Source organism: Synechococcus sp. OH20, assembly GCF_047502685.1.
Classification (GTDB): domain Bacteria; phylum Cyanobacteriota; class Cyanobacteriia; order Thermostichales; family Thermostichaceae; genus Thermostichus.
The window spans coordinates 1-17,575 of sequence record NZ_JANSIQ010000039.1; the positions used below are offsets into that span (position 1 = coordinate 1).

19 protein-coding genes are annotated in these 17,575 nt (G+C 60.5%); 7 read left to right on the forward strand and 12 right to left on the reverse strand.

Translation table 11 applies throughout. The features are described from left to right. Nucleotides 1-174: 174 nt before the first annotated feature. From NW826_RS08985 to NW826_RS08995, 3 genes are all read right to left on the reverse strand, one after another. Complete coding sequence (locus NW826_RS08985; protein WP_414333245.1) at nucleotides 175-780, reverse strand: Npun_F5749 family FMN-dependent PPOX-type flavoprotein; 606 nt, start codon at nucleotides 778-780, stop codon at nucleotides 175-177. 23 nt (nucleotides 781-803) lie between these two features. Next, nucleotides 804-2,072: a GNAT family N-acetyltransferase gene (locus NW826_RS08990; protein ID WP_414509948.1), complete on the reverse strand. Its 1,269-nt coding sequence runs from the start codon at nucleotides 2,070-2,072 to the stop codon at nucleotides 804-806. 122 nt (nucleotides 2,073-2,194) lie between these two features. Beyond that, entirely contained in the window at nucleotides 2,195-2,848 is a 654-nt protein-coding gene (locus NW826_RS08995) for a DUF3386 domain-containing protein (protein ID WP_414509949.1), read from the reverse strand. A gap of 421 nt (nucleotides 2,849-3,269) precedes the next feature. Here NW826_RS08995 and murA point away from each other — a divergent pair, with 421 nt between their 5' ends. The 3 genes from murA (at nucleotide 3,270) to sixA (ending at nucleotide 7,503) form a co-directional block, all read left to right on the forward strand. Further along, the gene (gene murA / locus NW826_RS09000) at nucleotides 3,270-4,604 is read left to right on the forward strand and encodes a UDP-N-acetylglucosamine 1-carboxyvinyltransferase (protein WP_414333303.1); all 1,335 of its coding nucleotides are present in this window, start codon (nucleotides 3,270-3,272) and stop codon (nucleotides 4,602-4,604) included. Between the two features lie 103 nt (nucleotides 4,605-4,707). Then, nucleotides 4,708-6,840 carry a transglycosylase SLT domain-containing protein gene (locus tag NW826_RS09005; protein ID WP_414509950.1) on the forward strand — a complete coding sequence of 711 codons (2,133 nt, stop codon included), beginning with the start codon at nucleotides 4,708-4,710 and terminating at the stop codon, nucleotides 6,838-6,840. Between the two features lie 81 nt (nucleotides 6,841-6,921). After that, nucleotides 6,922-7,503, forward strand: a complete 582-nt coding sequence (sixA, locus tag NW826_RS09010) for a phosphohistidine phosphatase SixA (RefSeq protein ID WP_414333238.1) — start codon at nucleotides 6,922-6,924, stop codon at nucleotides 7,501-7,503. 41 nt (nucleotides 7,504-7,544) lie between these two features. Here the strand turns inward: sixA and NW826_RS09015 are convergent, their stop codons facing one another. Next, on the reverse strand, nucleotides 7,545-7,835 hold the full coding sequence (locus tag NW826_RS09015; RefSeq protein ID WP_414333236.1) for a DUF3082 domain-containing protein: 291 nt from the start codon (nucleotides 7,833-7,835) through the stop codon (nucleotides 7,545-7,547). Between the two features lie 76 nt (nucleotides 7,836-7,911). On the opposite strand from NW826_RS09015, the gene NW826_RS09020 reads away from it, so the two are divergent. Beyond that, the gene (locus tag NW826_RS09020; RefSeq protein WP_414333234.1) at nucleotides 7,912-8,607 is read left to right on the forward strand and encodes a J domain-containing protein; all 696 of its coding nucleotides are present in this window, start codon (nucleotides 7,912-7,914) and stop codon (nucleotides 8,605-8,607) included. Here the strand turns inward: NW826_RS09020 and NW826_RS09025 are convergent. From NW826_RS09025 to NW826_RS09035, 3 genes are all read right to left on the reverse strand, one after another. After that, complete coding sequence (locus NW826_RS09025) at nucleotides 8,599-9,468, reverse strand: SDH family Clp fold serine proteinase (RefSeq protein ID WP_414333232.1); 870 nt, start codon at nucleotides 9,466-9,468, stop codon at nucleotides 8,599-8,601. The two genes, NW826_RS09020 and NW826_RS09025, sit on opposite strands and share 9 nt — an antisense overlap. 70 nt (nucleotides 9,469-9,538) lie before the next feature. Then, complete coding sequence (locus NW826_RS09030; protein ID WP_414509951.1) at nucleotides 9,539-10,420, reverse strand: hypothetical protein; 882 nt, start codon at nucleotides 10,418-10,420, stop codon at nucleotides 9,539-9,541. Nucleotide 10,421: 1 nt separating this feature from the next. Further along, nucleotides 10,422-11,381 (reverse strand): fatty acid desaturase, encoded by a 960-nt coding sequence (locus NW826_RS09035; RefSeq protein ID WP_414333229.1) that lies wholly within the window; start codon nucleotides 11,379-11,381, stop codon nucleotides 10,422-10,424. Between the two features lie 329 nt (nucleotides 11,382-11,710). Here NW826_RS09035 and psaK point away from each other — a divergent pair, with 329 nt between their 5' ends. Both psaK and NW826_RS09045 read left to right on the forward strand, forming a co-directional pair. Then, the gene (gene psaK, locus NW826_RS09040; RefSeq protein ID WP_414509952.1) at nucleotides 11,711-11,956 is read left to right on the forward strand and encodes a photosystem I reaction center subunit PsaK; all 246 of its coding nucleotides are present in this window, start codon (nucleotides 11,711-11,713) and stop codon (nucleotides 11,954-11,956) included. Between the two features lie 125 nt (nucleotides 11,957-12,081). After that, entirely contained in the window at nucleotides 12,082-12,219 is a 138-nt protein-coding gene (locus tag NW826_RS09045) for a photosystem II reaction center protein K (protein ID WP_414333226.1), read from the forward strand. A gap of 164 nt (nucleotides 12,220-12,383) precedes the next feature. Here the strand turns inward: NW826_RS09045 and NW826_RS09050 are convergent, their stop codons facing one another. Together NW826_RS09050 and NW826_RS09055 are read right to left on the reverse strand one after the other, a co-directional pair. Next, nucleotides 12,384-12,911: a DUF3611 family protein gene (locus NW826_RS09050; protein ID WP_414352283.1), complete on the reverse strand. Its 528-nt coding sequence runs from the start codon at nucleotides 12,909-12,911 to the stop codon at nucleotides 12,384-12,386. A gap of 125 nt (nucleotides 12,912-13,036) precedes the next feature. Continuing rightward, nucleotides 13,037-13,450, reverse strand: a complete 414-nt coding sequence (locus NW826_RS09055) for a DUF4168 domain-containing protein (protein WP_414333223.1) — start codon at nucleotides 13,448-13,450, stop codon at nucleotides 13,037-13,039. 340 nt (nucleotides 13,451-13,790) lie between these two features. Between NW826_RS09055 and bchI the strand changes: the two genes are divergently transcribed. Then, nucleotides 13,791-14,849: a magnesium chelatase ATPase subunit I gene (gene bchI, locus NW826_RS09060; RefSeq protein ID WP_414509953.1), complete on the forward strand. Its 1,059-nt coding sequence runs from the start codon at nucleotides 13,791-13,793 to the stop codon at nucleotides 14,847-14,849. A gap of 112 nt (nucleotides 14,850-14,961) precedes the next feature. Here bchI and NW826_RS09065 read toward each other — a convergent pair whose 3' ends face one another. The 3 genes from NW826_RS09065 to NW826_RS09075 all read right to left on the reverse strand — a co-directional run bounded on the left by NW826_RS09065 (nucleotide 14,962) and on the right by NW826_RS09075 (nucleotide 17,518). Further along, nucleotides 14,962-15,630 (reverse strand): cofactor assembly of complex C subunit B, encoded by a 669-nt coding sequence (locus NW826_RS09065; protein WP_414348747.1) that lies wholly within the window; start codon nucleotides 15,628-15,630, stop codon nucleotides 14,962-14,964. A 57-nt stretch (nucleotides 15,631-15,687) separates the two neighbouring features. Continuing rightward, nucleotides 15,688-16,221, reverse strand: coding sequence for a thermonuclease family protein (locus NW826_RS09070; RefSeq protein ID WP_414338152.1), 534 nt, complete (start codon nucleotides 16,219-16,221; stop codon nucleotides 15,688-15,690). Nucleotides 16,222-16,363: 142 nt separating this feature from the next. Further along, entirely contained in the window at nucleotides 16,364-17,518 is a 1,155-nt protein-coding gene (locus NW826_RS09075; RefSeq protein ID WP_414509954.1) for a homocysteine biosynthesis protein, read from the reverse strand. Between the last annotated feature and the right edge of the window lie 57 nt (nucleotides 17,519-17,575).

Consider the following 17,575-nt stretch of genomic DNA (forward strand, 5'->3'; position numbering starts at 1 on the left):
TACCAGATGGAGAAAAACCCGAGCGACCACCCTCACAGCGTCGGTGGGGTGGGCACGGAACAGGACGATTGTTCAGCTACGTTAACACCTTTATCCTCTTAATTCTCTTCAAGATTTCAACATTCTCTCGAAAGGCGCTGCCCCACGCCAGCTTGAAACCGGCTGGGATCCCTTCTAGGGGTTGACCGCTCGGCATTGCCAGCCTTGCAGCTTGCGCTCGTACACCGTTCGCCGTTGGGGATAGATCGAATCCCCCTTGAGCTGCAGGTGATCGACCTCAGTCGGCTGCAACAGGAGCACCACAAAAGTCGGAGGCGGCCATGAAGCTTTCTCTGGCGGCAGCTTTTGAACAAAAGCCTCGGGCGAGGCAAGAGGCCCCTTGGGTTCCGGCCAAAACCAGAGGAGCCGTCCTTTTTCCGAGATCTGTTGCCACAACTGCTGCCGCTGCTGCTGCGCTTCAGGATCCGGATGATCGGCGGTGATGGCCTCCAGAGTGCCGGCAATGCGAAATTGCTCGCGCGTCTTGCTGAAATACCAGCAGATCTGAGCCAGCGGGCAGTGGGCGATCTGGCAAAGCTTCTCGCTGCGGCCGTCCACCGCCAACTGGATGCGGTCGGTGTCCCCCAAAAACCCCCGAAAAACCACCGTGCGGTTACGCGGATGCCCCTGGGGATCCACTGTAGCCAGTTGCAAATAGCGTACACCGGGATCGCTGCGGTTGCGGTGCAGGGCCGCCTGGAGCAACATCCGCCAAGAGGGATCCCTGGCTAACGGGTTCATGGGGGTGCCAGCCAAGACTTCAACTAGGGAGGGGGAGGAGCCTCTGATTGCGAGTCTCTGGCGCACCCCGGTGAGGACTCCGGCTGAGTAGCGCGAACGGCATTGGGATCCGGCACAGTTGGGTGAAGAGAATGAAAGGGATGTTCCAGCCAGCCCTCCGCCAGCCCCTCAAAGCGTTCTGGCACCGGCTGCTTCACCGGCAATTTTTGGAGCACCAGAGCGAGATACTCGCTATACCAAGGGGAGCGGACTTCCCGCACCTTATGCCACACCGAGCGCGACATCAGCAGCGTCCGCTCCACATCCTGGGCGCCCAGCTTGAGCAAAAACTCCTCCCGTTCCGGCTGGTAATCGGTGGAGGCCAAGGCCAAAGCCTGCGGGGGATAAGCTTGGGTGAGCTGGGCCATCTTGGCCATGAGCTCAGGATAGAGCCAGGTGTAAGCGGGGTGAACTGTGAGTTTGGCCACGTGCGGCTGTTGCCCCGTCCGATCCAGCTTGAGGTTGAAATAGCCAATGGCGGTTTTCCGCTCGGGCTCATAGACACACATCTCCACCCGTTCCGTTTGGCTGATGGCACACTTGGCCTGTTCCAAAAGCCACTCCAGTGGGCTGGTGCGGAAGTCGCTCACGTCGCGGTCGTACACCTGGCGCACAGTGGCCGGCATGGATCCCGTATCCAGTTGATAGATGGCGTAGGCATCCCGCTGGGTCACCGGCACCAGGCTGGGCAACTTGGCCTCGTGCCGGCTGAGAGCAGCCAGAATCTCCGGCGGGATCGACCAATAGGTGATCTGAGCCAAGGGCTGGAAGCCGTTGTGTCGGTAGAGGGCCATTGCCCCCTTATTGTGGATGTTCACCTCCAAAATCCAGGTGTGGGCCTCGCGAAAGTGCTCCAGGCAGTGCTTGAGCAGCCGGGATCCCACCCCCTGCCGCCGCGCAGAGGGCACCACAGCAATGTGATCCACCCGCCAGGTGCTGCGGGAATGGTTAAAGGGAGAAACTTGAATGACCCCCTGGATTTTGCCCTCCAGCTCCGCCACATGTACCGTAAACATGTGCTGAAAACGGTTGGGAAACAGGCTCAAGGTTTTCAGGGGGCCATACCACTGCCGTAACCGCCGCACTTGGCGACGAATGTCCACCGAGCGGCTGCTGTACTCTTCATCAAAAGCTTGCGCCAAAATCTCCTCCACCGCCTCCAGATCGCCCAGTTGAGCGGGGCGGAGAATCAGTTCGGGAACCTCGGTAGGGGCTTTGGAATCTGGGTCGGGCTTTGCCGCAGGGTTGTTCATGCCAAAGTGTAGGCGGGAGAATATTCAAAGCATAGCTCAGGCTCCCTTTCTAATTCTAACTGAGGAGGTCGTTGCTGCCATAAAGTTCATGATTATCGGGTTTTGCGTTGGCGTTTGGCCAATTAAGCCCCGGCATCCAGCAACGCCAAGTTGCGGAAGGTAAAGCGCTTTTCCACAGGGCCGGTTTCCGTCTCTGTTTGAATGCGTCGCTCCGAGAGGATGTAGTACTTGCCGACTTTGGTGTAGAGATCCTCAAATTGGCTGCGCCCGCCCTTTTGCTCACCCGTTTGGGGATCGTGATAGACGGAATCGTAGCGGTGAGAGAGGTAGCCTTCGCCCGTGTCGTGGCTGCTGAAGGTGTGGATGGTCACCACCACCCCATGAATATGCCGATGCACCAGGGTTACTTGGTTGTCGCGCACGTGGTAGCGATCCCCTTCGGCTTTGCCCCCCACCAGGATCTCCACACTGCCATCGGGTAGGGTCTGCCCATAGCGGAAAGTGTTGTTCCCGTGGGTCTCGGCAAAGCTGCGGCGCACCCGGTGAATGGCAATTTCCCAAAGTTGATTGTGAATGGCTTTCCGGGCTTCCTCATCCTCCACGCCCGTAACGGTGGCCTTTAGGTCTGCCCCCACTCGCACCTGCCCCACAAAAGTGCGCTCCCCATCCCAGTAAGTGACCTCGGCGCTATAGCCCGGGAAAGCGGGATCCCAGGTGTAGCGATTTTCATAGGCGGCCCGAAACAACTCTTGGGCAGAGACTTGAGTGGTGATCATCGACTGTCTCCTATGGCTATTGCAAGCATTTCTCACGAGTATCATACTGCTTCTGGCTGCTGGGCCCAACCCAGTAGGAGTCTATATCTAACATGGGGCATCTTTTTTGGGGATGTGCGGAGACCGGTCTGCTTCTTTCGGCGTAACGTAGGGCACTTCCAGATGGGGCTTGGATTCTGTTGGCGCCGGCGGAATAGGATTCTTTGGCCGAGTTGCCCCAACTGCTGCCGCAAACTGAGGAACTTGGGTAAGATAGGGGCAGAACTTCTCTTCCTTCCTCTACCAAGTTTCTGGTTGCCCTTTTGGCTGCTTCTCTCTCCAGAGTATTTCCCGGAAGAGGCTTGCTTGTGTGCTCTATATTTTCTGTGGCTGAGGAGGAAGATTGGGAGAATTCACGGCAGAGTTCCAGCACGTCAGCAGGGTGGAATCCTTAGTTACACCCTCACCCGAAATGATGGGGCCAGTGCTGCAGATAACTGGCAAGCAGCCCTTGAGCGGCCACATTCCCATTGGCGGGGCGAAAAACTCTGCCTTGGCGATTATGGCCGGATCCCTTTTGGCTCCTGAGGCTTGCCGAATTCACAACGTGCCGCGTCTGCTGGACATTGAACGCATGGGGCAGATCCTGACCACCCTGGGGGTTAAAGTGTCCCATGTGGGCAATACCCTCGACCTGGATGCCAGCTCCCTCAAAACTTCCCAAGCTCCCTATGAATTGGTCAGCCAGTTGCGGGCCAGCTTTTTCATCATCGGGCCCCTGTTGGCGCGGTTGGGGGTAGCCAGAGTTCCCCTGCCGGGCGGCTGTGCCATTGGCTCCCGTCCAGTGGATCTGCACGTGCGGGGCCTGCAGGCGCTGGGGGCGACCGTGCAAATCGAACATGGGGTTGTTCATGCCTATGCCCGTAGGCTGGTGGGAACCCGCATCTACCTGGACTATCCCAGCGTCGGCGCTACTGAAACCCTGATGATGGCCGCTACGCTGGCGGATGGGGAAACGGTGATTGAAAATGCCGCCCAAGAGCCAGAAGTGGCGGATTTGGCCCGTTTTTGTCAGGCGATGGGGGCGCGCATTCGCGGTGTTGGCACTAACACGGTTGTGGTGGTGGGGGTGCCCCGCTTGCATGGAACCGAGTACACGGTTATTCCCGACCGCATCGAGGCCAGCACTTATCTTATTGCCGGGGCCATTACCCGCTCTCACCTCACGGTTGGCCCTGTTATTCCCGATCACTTGCGGGCGGTGATCGCCAAGCTGCGTGACATGGGGCTGCGGGTCGAAGAAGAAGGCCCCAACCGGCTGCGCATTGCCCCGGCTCAGCTCAGTTCGGGCTGGCTCTGCCAGGCGACCGATATCCAGACCTTGCCCTATCCGGGTTTTCCCACCGATGTGCAGGCGCCGATCATGGCCTTGGCCGCCCTGAGCGAGGGCAGTTGCACCATCGAGGAGACGGTGTTTGAAAACCGCATGCACCACATTCCCGAGCTCAATCGCATGGGGGCGGACATTCGTTTGAAGAACCGGGTGGCCCTGATCCGGGGGGTGCCGTCGCTGTCGGGGGCGCCGGTGGTGGCTACGGACTTGCGGGCGGGGGCAGCCTTGGTGTTGGCCGGCCTGGCGGCTGAAGGCTGCTCTACGATCCACGGGCTCCACTACATCGATCGCGGCTACGAGGCCATCGACAAAAAGCTGCGCGATGTCGGGGCCAAGGTGTACCGCAGTGAAAGTCCGCCGCGGATCCTGCAATCTGGCAAGTAACTCATAAACGACTGCCGGGCCCAATGCCTGCGGTACAGGTATCCCAGGTGACCCAACGCAGTCGGGTTGAGTATCGTAGTCAGAGGTTGCAGAGAGACAAAGCATGGGTATCCTGACAGGCAGCAAACGGTGCTGGGCAAGATGGGTTGCCGGTGTGCTGGCGGCAGGAGCGGCTCTGGGCGGGGCCATCTGGGGCTTTTACACCTCATCCTGGGCAGAAACCGTGGAGGTGGCTGCGGCGCCAGAGGGCAGGGATCCGGTACAACTGCCCCACACTTCCACAACGGCCTTTCTGCGGGCTTACGCAGCGCTGCAGGCCGGCCAAGCGCAATTGGCCCTGCAGGGTTTGCAGGGGTTGGAAGAGAGCCTGCCGGTTCTGCGGGAGGAAATTTGGAAGCTCAGGGCCCAAGCCTACGAGCAGTTGCAGGATAAGGCAACAGCCCAAGGGATCTGGTGGCCCAAGATTTTGCAGGAGTACCCCCACAGCCCGGTGGCCGCCTATGCCCTCTGGGGGATGGGCCAGGTGGATCAGTTGCGGCAGCAATTTCCCACTCACCCGCTGACTGGCCGCGCCCTCCAGCATTTGCTGGAGCGGGATCCCGACCGCTACGACCTGCTGCGGGATTTGGCTCTGCATCACCCGCAAACCCCTGGGTTAACGCCGCTGCTGGATCGCTGGCGGCAGGCTCAGGAGGGATCCCTCACGGCTTCCGATTGGCAGATCCTGGCCGATGCCTATTGGGAACAACGGGAGTACGGCAAAGCTGCCCGCGCCTATGGGCGTGCCCCCGCCACCTCTCAGAATCTCTACCGCTGGGGCCGCAGCCACCAGATCTCGCGGGAGTTTCCCCAGGCGAGAGCGGCTTACCAAGCGCTGCTGGCTCAATTTCCCAATGGGCCAGAGGCTTCCCTCACCCGTCGCCGTTTGGCAGAATTGAGCGACCTGTCGACGGCAATCGAGCTGCTGCGCCAGGCGGGATCCGGCTCGGATAGAGAGGCTCCAGAAGCGTTGCTCAGCCTCAGCCAGCTTTACGATCGCCATGCCAGCCCGCAATCGGCCCAAGCGGCTCGACAAGCTCTTTGGGAGCGCTTTCCGGCCAGCGAAGCCGCGGCCAACGCCGCCTGGACACTTGCCTGGAGTCAAGCGCAAGCGGGCAATCTCGGCCAAGCCATCGCCCTGGCCCAACAGATCGGATCCGCCCAGCGGGATACGGAAATGGGGGCGCAACTGCTCTACTGGGCGGGCAAATGGCGGGAACGGCTGGGGGATGTGGCTGCGGCGCGGCAAACCTATCAACAGGTGCTGCAACAGTTTCCCCACACCTACTACGCCTGGCGGTCGGCAGTGCAACTGGGCTGGCCGGTGGGGGATTTCTACAGCGGGCGCCAAAGGGTGGAGGTGGATTTTCAGCCGGTGCGGCTACGGTTGCCGGGGGTCTCTGAGGCCACGCAAACTTTGCACTTGATGGGAGCCAGCCAACTGGCCTGGGAACGCTGGCAGGGGGAAATGGCCGTGCTGCAACGGGATCCCCGCCAGATGAGTGTGGCTGAGCGCTTCGTCACGGGTATTCTGCGCAACAGTGCCGGAGAGCACCTGCGGGGTATCAACCAGGTGGCCGCTTTGCGCTTCAGCGAAGAGCCGGATCCCCTGCTGGAGACGTTGAGGCAGCGCCAAGATTTCTGGCAGGCCGTCTATCCGCTGCACTACTACGCTGGCCCAGACAATTCCTGGGGCGGGGATCCCTATGCCCGGCCCGGCCTGGCCCGCTGGTCACGGCAATTTAACCTCAATCCCCTGATGGTGGCGGCCTTGATCCGGCAGGAATCCCGCTTTGAGCCGGAGATCGTCTCGGCCTCAGGGGCGCTGGGCTTGATGCAGGTGATGCCTGCCACCGGGCGCTGGATTGCCCAACAAATTGGCCTAGCCCAATACAGCCTCACCAACCCCGCCGACAATCTTTACCTGGGATCCTGGTACTTCGACTACACCCACCGCACCTATCAAGACAACACCCTGCTGGCCCTGGCCAGCTACAACGGCGGCCCCGGCAACGTGGCCAGATGGCTGAGCCGCTTTGGCTTTGAAGATCCGGATGTGTTTGTGGAGCAGATCCCCTTCGCCGAAACGCGGGGCTATGTGAAGTCTGTCTTTGGCAACTACTGGAACTACTGGCAGCTCTACACCCAGGAAGGGCGCACTTTGGTCGGCCAGCGCCTGCACAACCCCTCCTCGTAGAGAGAGCGTCCCCCAGGGTATTCTGGGAGAGTGTCTGGGCAAAGTTTGACGGTGCCGTTTGCATTGACGGGACGGGGTTCGATGATCTCTGGGCTTGAACAACAGGAGGGCGTTCGCGGTGGGGAGCACTCTCAGGGAGCAACTGAGAAGCAGATTGCCCGGCAGGAATTGGCTGTGGACTTCATCCGCCATGGCATAGCCGAAGAACCCCGGCCAGAAGTTGAGGATGCCTTGCGAGCCCTTACAGACGAAGGTCGCAAGCGCTGCCGCAAGGTGGCCCGCCAGCTCAAGAGCATGGGCTGGAAGTGGGATCTCCTGCTCACCAGTCCCCTGGTGAGGGCGCGGCAGACCGCCGAGATCTTGTTGGACGAGAACCTGGCCGCAGCGGTGGAGGTGTTTGAGCCGCTGGCTCCGGGCGGCAGTTTTGCCGACTTGGTGCGCTGGCAGGCAGAGCGGGGATCCCTCACGTCTTTGGCCCTGGTCGGTCACCAGCCGGATCTGAGCCTGTGGGTGCAAGCGGCTGTTGGGCTAAACCCGGCCAATGCCCACGCGATCACCCTTAAAAAGGCGGGCCTGGCCCAGGTGCGCTTTGCCGAAGGCCGAATTGACCACTGCCAGGGATCTTTGACTTTGTTGCTCTCGCCCAAGGTGGTGTTGCGCTAAGCAGCCGTCCCAACGCAAACTAAGTCGGCCAGAAGCCAGGCTCAGCGCTGAGAAGATGTTAGCCGCTCTCCCAGCAATTGCACAGAATAGGCCGCCAGCCCCAACCCCACCATGGCAAACATGAAGGCGATCAGGGAAACGGAACCGACCAGGAGATAACGCACCAGGATGCTGATCCCGCGCGCCAGCGATCCAGTCTCGACATCGATTGGCGGCAATTTGGTCACCATCGAGAGCAGCAGTTGCAAGAACCCGTAGCCCAGACTGACGGCAATGGTGGCCCCCAAGAGGGCACTGAAAGGATGGGGGGATCCCTGTGAGGAGGAAGACATGGGGCAGCACTGGAAAACTCACCTTTATTCTAGGCTGCAGGTACAATGTGGGAGTTTCTTGCCGGCAAGCCTAGCGATGATGGAGAGCGGAGCTGGAGTCGGATCCCACTACGAGGTCTTGGGCGTTTCCGTCCTGGCGACGGCGGAAGAGATCAAGTCTGCCTACCGTCGTTTGGTCAAGTACCACCATCCCGACAGCCTGCTGGCCAAAAAAGATCGGGCCACCTCCGAGCGCATCCGCCAGATCAACGCTGCCTACGCGGTGCTCAAGGATCCGCAATCTCGCCGCGACTACGATCGGCAACTGCACTCCAGCCACACCTCACCCCGCCCTCAGCCGACGGGATCCCCTGGCGAAACCGTCAGCCAGGAAGCCATCGCCCGCGCCGCCTGGATCCGACAGGTCTACACCCCCCTGAACCGAGTTTTGGGGCCCTTGTTGTCTTCTCTGAAGCCTCAGTTAAATGCTTTGGCGGCAGATCCGTTCGACCCTGACCTGTTGGAGTCCTTTGAGGCTTATCTGGAAGAGTGCGGCCAGAAGCTGGCCCAAGCTCAGCAGATCTTTCGCCGCCTTCCCAATCCCAGCAGCTTTGGGGGTGTGGCTTCCCGCCTCTACTATGCCCTCAACCACTTGGAAGACGCTCTGGAGGAGCTGAAGTATTTCCCGCTGAACTTCGATGAACGCCACTTGCACACCGGACAAGAGCTATTTCGGCGGGCAAAAGGGCTGCGCCTGGAAGCCATGGATGTCTACGCCAAGAGTTCACCCTAGGCCAGAGCGGGATCCCCCTTTGGGCAAAGCGGGACGAGGATCGTAGGGGGTGGGAATGTACTGCACGGAAGGACGGCCCATGCTGGCCTGGGGGTACAAGTCCATCAGGGCGTAGATCTGGGGCGGCAACTCGGTGGAGATGGGCAGGCCCAGCTCCCGCGCTTCTTCAGCAGTGATCGGGTAGTCGTGGGTCACCCGACCGCTGGTCAGGTACTGGATCAGAGGCTCAATGCGTTCGGGGGCAATTTTGCGCTTGGGCACATCGTCCTTCAGGAGATCCCGCACGAAGTTCTGCACCTGTTGCATCGCCTTGCGGGCCAGATCCGCCAGAATTAAGGTCTGGTCGTCGATTTCGGCAATGGGTTTTTCCGCCACCACCTGCAGAATGCTGGCGGCAGCATACCCCCCCAACTGCGGATCCACCGGCCCCAGCACGGCGTTAGCATCCATGACAATTTCATCGGCAGCCAGGGCCAACATCGTCCCGCCCGACATGGCGTAGTGGGGCACAAATACCGTCACCTTGGCCGGGTGCCGGATCAGGGCGCGGGCAATTTGTTCAGTAGCCAGCACCAGGCCGCCAGGGGTGTGCAGAATCAAATCAATGGGAGTATTGGGCGGGGTGAGGCGGATCGCCCGCAACACTTGCTCTGAGTCCTCGATGCTGATGTAGCGGGAAACCGGGATCCCCAAAAAACTGATCGACTCCTGGCGGTGGATGAGCAAAATCACGCGGCTGCCCCGCTTTTGCTCCAACTCCCGAATGGCCAGCAAGCGCCGGAACTCTTGCGCCCGCCGGTTCAACAGGGGTTGCAGCGAGCTGAAGATCAAAAAAATCCAAAATAAGCTGCCCCAGTCCACTTTCGCGCCTCAAGCGGGATCCCTTTGCTTCCAGCATAGAGGATACGGAACCTCTGGCAATCCGGGGGCCTCACGCGTTGGGTTCAGACGCCGCAAAAAAGCGATCCAAAGCCCGCAGCAAATCCGGCACAGAAGTTTGGTCAATCCAGGAGCGAATGTAAGCCTGCTGCTCCGCCAAGTTCTCAAGACGGCCCAGCTTTTGCATGGCCAAAAAGCGGCTTTCTGCCTCGGCGCGGTTGGTTTGTAAGTCCAGCCGTTGATCGGGGGTGAGCGGATGCTCTGTCTGGGCCAACAGGTGGTCGGCCACCATCATCAACAGCAACGGCCCCGCCAATTCCACCTGAGACTCGGCTTCCGGCTCAGAATTGGGCCCGGCAAGATCCTGGAGATCTTGAAAGAGATCCTGCCCCAGTTGCAGCAGCTCTTCTGCTGAGGCAGCCCGCAGCTCCCTCTCGGCAGCCGCCCGCAGCGGCTCTGGGGAAACCTGGTGGTGAGCGGCCAATTCTGCCAGGGCCTGTTCCCATTGATCCCGTTGGGCTTGCAACACAGCTCTCTCTTGCGGAGAAAAATCCAGCCGCTCCAGCAACACCTGCAAAGCCACAGCCCCCACCAACAGCGGCGGAAAGCGCAACAGGGTAGAGTCGGATCCCGCCTGCTCCAAAAAGGCTTCCAAATCCGGGCCGGTTCCCCTGTCGAGCAAATCCTGCAGGTAAGCCAGCACCTGCGGCGGCGAGGTCAACCTCAGGATCCCTCGGGCCTGCGCCCGCAACTCTGCCGGGATCCCAAGGGTTTGCAATTGGGCTTCCGCCTGCGCTTGCGCTTCAGCGATCAACTCTGGCAGATCTGCCGTCGCCTGACCAGCCTGTAACAGGGCCTGGCTGGAGTCCCGCAGCAAGCCGGCTGCCTCCACAAACAGCAGCAACTGAGGGATCCGTAGCGTGGGCAAAACCATGTTAAGTAAGCCTCAGATCCGTAGATTCTGGATCGGCTGGCGCAGCAGGACGAGTTGAGTTGGGCTTGTGCCAGTGCAGGCCAATCAGCGCATCGTACAAAAAGCTCCAAAACTCTCCCTTCTCCCAGATCCCCAGCGTTTGCTGGCAGTTGCGGGCGTCCAGCTCAGGTTTGGCCGCCCAGTAGGCTGCCTGATATTTGTACCAGGGAACCGAGGGCCAGAGATGGTGGATCAGGTGATAGTTTTGCCCCAGCAGCAGAATGTTGGTCAGCCAACCGGGATAGACGCGGGCGTTGTGCCACCGCTCTTGAGATTGAAAGGGACGATGGGGCAGGTAGTCGAAAAACAGGCCCAATAGAAAGCCCATGATAAAAGCAGGGGGCAGCCAGTAGTTCATGATGTAGTCGGTGTAGCCAAAGTGAATGGCCAACGCAAACGTCAGAACCACCACCAGTCGGCTCAGCCCCCATTCCAGCAGATCCCAGCGGCCTTTGCGCCAGAGCTGCCGCTTGAAAAAAAACACCTCGTGATAGAAAAAGCGCGGTGCGATCAGCCACAGCGGCCCGCCCGTGGACACATAGTGATCGGGATCGTCTTCGGGGTGGTTGACATGGGCGTGGTGCTGCATGTGCACCCGCTTAAAGACCGGATAGACAAAGCCCTGCAACAGAGCGGAGCCGTGGCCCAGCGCCTCGTTCAAAAAGCGGTTGCGGTGGGCCGAGCCGTGAGAGGCATCGTGGATCACCGTGCCCAACACATAGAGGGCGACAAAGTTAAGCCAAAACACCAGCCAGCGGGGCCAATGCCAAAAGGCGTACCCGCCAAAGCAAGAGGCCGAAAGCACCACCGCCGCCAAAAACATCAACAGGGTGGGGTTCCAAAATTCCGGCGGCGGCCCCAACAGCTCACGAGGTAACGCAAAAGGCTTGGGATCCGGTTGCGGAGTCGCAGCAGCAGTCATCGGCAGCCATCCTTGGGTGTGCACAGCGCAGACGGTGAGGATGGATCAAGGCAAAAGAGCCAGTTCATCACCTGCAAAGCGGGGGAAGAGAAGGATTTGTTAACTTTCGTTAGTATACGGCAGAGATCTGCGCCCAGACCGGATTTTTCTTGCCAACTCCAGCCCGTCCAGGCTGTTCCCGGCGAGGGGTAGATCGGCCATGGAGCCAGAAGAAGCCACAGTGTGAGGTTTTGTTGCGGCCTCTGTTGCAATTCATGTGGGGATCCCCTTGGGAGTTGCGGAATGGGGGTAATCTAGGGGGCGGTTAACCTGAGCCGAGGATGAAAACCATGATGCCCGTTGTTGTGTCGTTGGCCATGACTGCCCACACCAGCTCTTGGTCGCCTTTGAGTGCCGTAACCATCTTTCTCTGCACAGGTCTTGCCTACTTGATCTTCAAGTCCTCTTCGGGAGCGGCCTCAGAAACGGGGCCGGTGCTGGGGATGACCTGGCCGGAAGTGCTGGGGGTCGCCAGCTTCGGCCATCTGCTGGGCGCGGGAGTGATCTTGGGCCTCTCCAACATGGGAGTTCTCTAGGTCACCATCTCCTTCACATTTCTTGACTTTAGCCGGGATTCCGGCCCGACAATGTTAAAATCCCTGTCAATTCTGAAAAGAGCAGTTTCTCCAACTCCACTTTCTTCTTGTCGAGGTTTGTTGTCATGCCTGCGATAATGCTCCTGGCGGCTTTGCCAGAAGGCTATGAGTTGTTCGATCCCCTGATCGACATTCTGCCGATCATCCCTGTTTTGTTCTTTTTGCTGGCTTTTGTTTGGCAGGCGGCGGTGGGCTTTAAGTGAAGCCCTCGGAATCTGCGATTGGCAACTACGGACTTCGAGACTGCTTCCGCTTGCCCCTCTTCCTCTGGCAGGGGGGCAGTTTTGGCTGGGGCAAGTTTAGGGCGGGCCACTGTGCCGCAGGCCTGACTTTCTGCCTTGCAAAGTTAAGACTGGCCGGCTGGGGTTCAGGGCTCGCGGTCGAGGGCGCCGGTAATCCAGAGCACCCCTGCTAAGCAGACGAAGTGGGCAAAGGTAACGTTGATATTGGCAGCCAATAGCAGCACTCCTGCTGTCTGGGTGCTCAGCGTGCGGGTAAACAGCCGCACCAGCAGCTCTCCCACCTGCGCCTCCATGGCGATGAGGGCGAGGAAAGCGCCGATCAGGCTGACATAGGTAACCAATTGCAACTGCTTGGGCAGATCCAACTGGCTTGGGGTAGCGGCAGACACTGAGCGGCGCTCCGCCTGGAGCAGGTAGCGCCAGTTAAAGAAGAGACCGGCTGCCAGGGTTAGAAGGGTAAACAGGGTAAACCAGAAGGCGATAAAGGCCCCCATCGAGTCGTCGCGATAGAGGGTATTCTGGCCAACTAAAAATCCCAGCCAGAGCAGCAGAGCCGTTGCCCCCAGAACCGCCTGAAACCAGAACCCGAAGCGGCGCGTCAGGCGCAAGCGAGACTTCATGCGCTCGACAGCCGCCCGTACTGACGGCGACATAGGCTCGTTCATTGATCTCCCCCCGCTCTCTACGGACGAGCACCGACCTCCGCTTCCAGCCTACCGCTATCTTCCGTCCTCCGTCACATCCGGGCAAAAGCGCTGCAGGGGATCCAAGGGGGGGGTTAGGGTTTGGAGCTAGGGCTCACGCTGGGATCCCCGCTTTGCAGGCGCAGGATTTCGGCTTCGATGCGCTGTTGGAGGTCTCTGCCTTCTTCGGAGCGAATCAACAGGGTGATGCGGTTGTATTCGGGCACGGTCATGCCGTGGCGGGTGATGATCTCGGTGGCGGTGCGAATGAACTCCCGCCGGATTTGATCTTTGCTGGCCGGATCCGCGGTGGCCTGGGAGCGCTGCTGGGCCTCTTGTCGGTGGGGCTCCATCTCCAAAACGATGCGGGCATACTTGGCGACCTGTTCATCGGTCAAAACCAGAGAGGTAGCGGCGGTTTGGGCTACGGCAAGGGAAATGCTCAAGACAGGGATCCAGGTGCAGACCCAGATCAGGCCCACCAGCCCTTTTTGGGCCACGCTGGGCATCGAGAATGCCGTCCATCGTCTCCGACTTGCTTGACCTGACACCGCTGCTATCTCCCCACCCAATAACGAACTCTCTCTGTGGTTGCCGGCGCTTTTGGGAGCCCCCTTTCTTTTGGTGTAGCTTTCGCTGTTACCCAGATTCAACCCACTCCCAGCCAACCGTGCAGGCTCCGATGTTATCTAGTCTTCCCCAAAAGAAGCCAGGGATCCCCGACCGGCACCGGAGCTTGCTTTATCCATTTGACCCAAAAGCGGCCTTTAGGTTCCTGTTGCAGCCTGGAACCGCCCAGAAGGGAGGAGCCTCTGGGATAATGAGGATGAATTGCTGGTTGTTGCCCCTATGAACTTGGAACGTCGCCCGGTTTTCCCGTTCACCGCCATTGTCGGCCAAGAGGAGATGAAATTGGCTCTGCTCCTCAACGTCATCGATCCCCGCATCGGCGGGGTGCTGATCATGGGGGATCGCGGCACGGGCAAATCCACCACCATCCGCGCCTTGGCAGATCTGCTGCCCCAGATCGAGGTTGTCAAAGGGGATCCCTTCAACAGCCACCCGCGGCAGCGGGATCTGATGAGCGACCAGGTGTGGGAACGCCTGCAGGCGGGAGAAACGCTGGAAGCCACCTGGATCCAGGTACCGATGGTGGATCTGCCCCTGGGAGCCACCGAAGACCGGGTCTGCGGCACCTTGGATATCGAGCGGGCTCTCTCCCAGGGGGTGAAGGCCTTTGAGCCGGGGCTCTTGGCCAAGGCCAACCGCGGCATCCTTTACGTAGACGAGGTGAACCTCCTGGACGACCACCTGGTAGACGTGTTGCTGGATGCGGCGGCCTCTGGCTGGAACACGGTGGAACGGGAGGGGATTTCCATTCGCCACCCGGCCCGCTTTGTCCTGGTGGGATCCGGCAACCCGGAGGAAGGAGAGCTACGGCCGCAACTGCTGGATCGCTTCGGTATGTTCGTGCGCATCGAAACGGTGCGGGATCCGGCCCTGCGAGTGCAGATTGTGGAGGAGCGCAGCCAGTTCGACGCCGATCCCCAGGCGTTCTTGGCCAAATACGCCGAGGCCCAGCAACACTTGCGGGAGCGCATTGAAAAGGCCCAGCACCTCTTGCCCACTGTGATGGTGGATCCTGACTTGCGCCTGAAGATCTCCGGCGTGTGTGCGGCTCTGGAGGTGGATGGGCTGCGGGGAGATATCGTCACCAACCGGGCGGCCAAGGCCCTGGCGGCTCTGGAGGGGCGCAGCGAGGTCACCATTGCCGATATTCGCCGGGTAATCAGCCTGTGTTTGCGCCACCGCCTGCGCAAGGATCCTCTGGAAACCATCGACTCCGGCTACAAGGTCGAGAAGGCCTTTAGCGAGGTGTTTCAGGTGAGCCTGGAGAGCGCTGCTTAGCCTCCCCCTCACCCCCAGCCCCTCTCCCAAAGGCGCCCAAGCGCTCCGCGCCGCTCACGCGACCACCCCCAGCCCCCTCACCCCCAGCCCCTCTCCCAAAGGGAGAGGGGAGCTAGGCGAGTAGGGTTTCTAGTTTGTCGGCGATGGCGGCAATCCAGGCTTGCTCCTGGCGGCTGAAACTGCGGGGGGTGTCGCTGCCCAAGATGAGGCATCCCTTCTGGCCGATGGGCTGGCAGAGAACCGCCTGGGATCCGGGGGGCAGCAGGCCCTCGAACTCGGCGCGGGCCGGGAACAGTTTCAAATCCACCAGATAGACGGGCCGCCCGGTCTGCAACACCCGCTGCAAGATGCTCTGGGGCCGGATGGAGGGCAACTGGCCGGGGCTGGCCAGGATCCCCCGCTGCAGTAGGGTGCGCCCCTCCACCCAGATCACTACCGTGCGGGCAGCAGTGGTGCTAAGGAGCGTGTGGGAGGCCCAGGCCAGCTCCAGTTTTTCGCTCTCGGAAAGGTCGGGGTGCCAATCGCAGCCTGAACTCCCCTGCAGGGGGGATGCCTGGGGGGGACGGGGCTGGATCTGCTGCCACAGCAGGCCGGTCAGGATCAAAATGGCGCTGAGGAGGATCCCCAAGGCATCAGAGCGGGACTGGCTGGCGAACAGTTCCGGCGTAAAAGCCAGTCGGTTAATAACCAAAAGGGCGCTGCCCAAAAGGCCGGTCACCAAAGGCAGATGCCTCAGCCAGCGGTTGGGATCCCGGGAAGCTGGAGTGGATTTAACCCTCAAAGCAGGCAGACGTATCTAAGAGTGCCCAGTAAACCCAGTCTAGAGCTATCCAAGGCGTTAGAGACGGCTCCAGATGCCGAGTCGCTCTTGGCGGGCTCTTTTTTGCAGGCCACCGAAGTAGCTGTCGTATTTAATGTTGTGGCTGTAGGGGATGATGCGGGCCAGGCCGTTGCGCACCAGCATGGCGTTCATCTGCTGGCCCTCCAGCCAGACGTAGGCCTCCACCAAGCCGGTGGCATCGACGTTGCGCAGCAGCTTGTCCCCTTCCAGCTTGACGGTGCGGCGCAGGATACGCTCCCGCATCAGCTCAATCGCCTGCTGGTAAAAGGGATCCTCCTCCGGGCTGAGGCCCTGGATCCCGGCCAAGCGGATCAGGCGCAGTTTCTGTTCCCCTTCGATCTGCACCACCAGCGTGTCACCATTGACTACGCCCACCACCACTGCCTCGGGGTAGCGATCGAAATAGTGGTTGTCGAAGTAGAAGAGTGTGTCGGGCACGACCCGCCGCTCCCCCAACCCGTGGCCGGGAAAGGCGGGCAGGGCCAGGAGCCATCCCAACACCGCCGAGCCAAAAGCAATACGCCGGAACATGTCTTTCCCCCTTGCGGATACCGGCCCCCTTCCCCCAGGGAGCCTTTACCGGCAACACCTAAGGCGTAATGGTAGCGGCAACTGCCTGGAAGACAACCCCTTACCAGGGATCCGATGGCCGGTTTTGGCGATGGGGATCCCTTTATGGATGAGGGTTTTGGGCGAGAAACTCCCGATCCAGGGGCAGAGGGGCAACCGGCTGGGTGAGAGTAAACTGGCCGCTGACAATCCACTGTTTGAGGATCTCGGCAACTTGCATTGAGCGGCGCAGGCTGGCCAGAGGAGCAGTGCGCACCTTGCGGCCGTTGAGGACAATGTAGCCGGATTTGAGCTGGGCATAGCTCACCAGGCCAAAGGTGGGCCGCACCCGCCGGGGAATGGAAAAGTCGATCACCGGCGCCACCAGTTCCTCATCCCGGACAGCAATGGGCTCCAGATCGGCAGGGGAGAGGATGGGGATGGGGATCCCGACCCCCAACATCAGGCTGGGGCCGTAGTTGCGGAAGTAGCAGCCTCGCACCCATTCCGCTTGCATCTGTTTGGCGTCGCCAATGAGGGCCAAGGTGGCCGCCGGGCCGATGGGGGTATGGTTGGGCAGCCGCTTTTGCCGCGGGAAGTGTTGGGTGCCTTCCCAGGCGATGTAGCCGCTGCCGCCCCCCAGAAAGATGCGGCTGCCGATCCCCACCCGGCGCAGGAGGGGGTCGTTGAGGAGGGGGGAGAGCTCGCCTGGGTTGGAATAGACGGCATTGCCCAGGTGCGGCTCCAGCAGGCCCAAATAGGTGTACAAGGGCCGATCCCCGCCGTTGACGCCGACAATGAAGTTTTGGTAGGCGTTGCGGGGGTTGAACAAGTAGAACTGGTTAAGCTGATCCCGTGTCAGGGTGGACTCGTAGTCGGCGCGGGGATAGCAATCGGTTACCTGGCCAACAGCCCGCAGGTGCACCCGCTTGCCGGCCACCAGATCGGCGATAACATGGCCGCCCCCATAGGGGTGCTCGGCTTGCTCACTGGGCTGGGCCGCCCCGATGTAGAGATCCACGGCGCCAAACCCGGCATAGGCGGGCACCCCGTTCAACCAGGCTTGGCGAATCTTAATGGGCGGATCCGTATGGCCCAGGTTGAGGATTGCCCCTGACGACTCCATTGGCTCAAAGGTGCCCGTGGTTACTACGTCCACCTGCTCAAAAGCCTGCTCAATGCCCAGGGTGGCCAGCTTGGCCTTGGCCTCTAGGGCCGTCCACACCCGCGCCTGGCCTTTGGCAATGCGTTGGTTAATCTGGTCTAGAGTTCTGTCCATGGAGTGCAAGAGGCAGTCCGCGTCCTTTGAGGCAGTGTTCCCGAATGGCTGATCAAT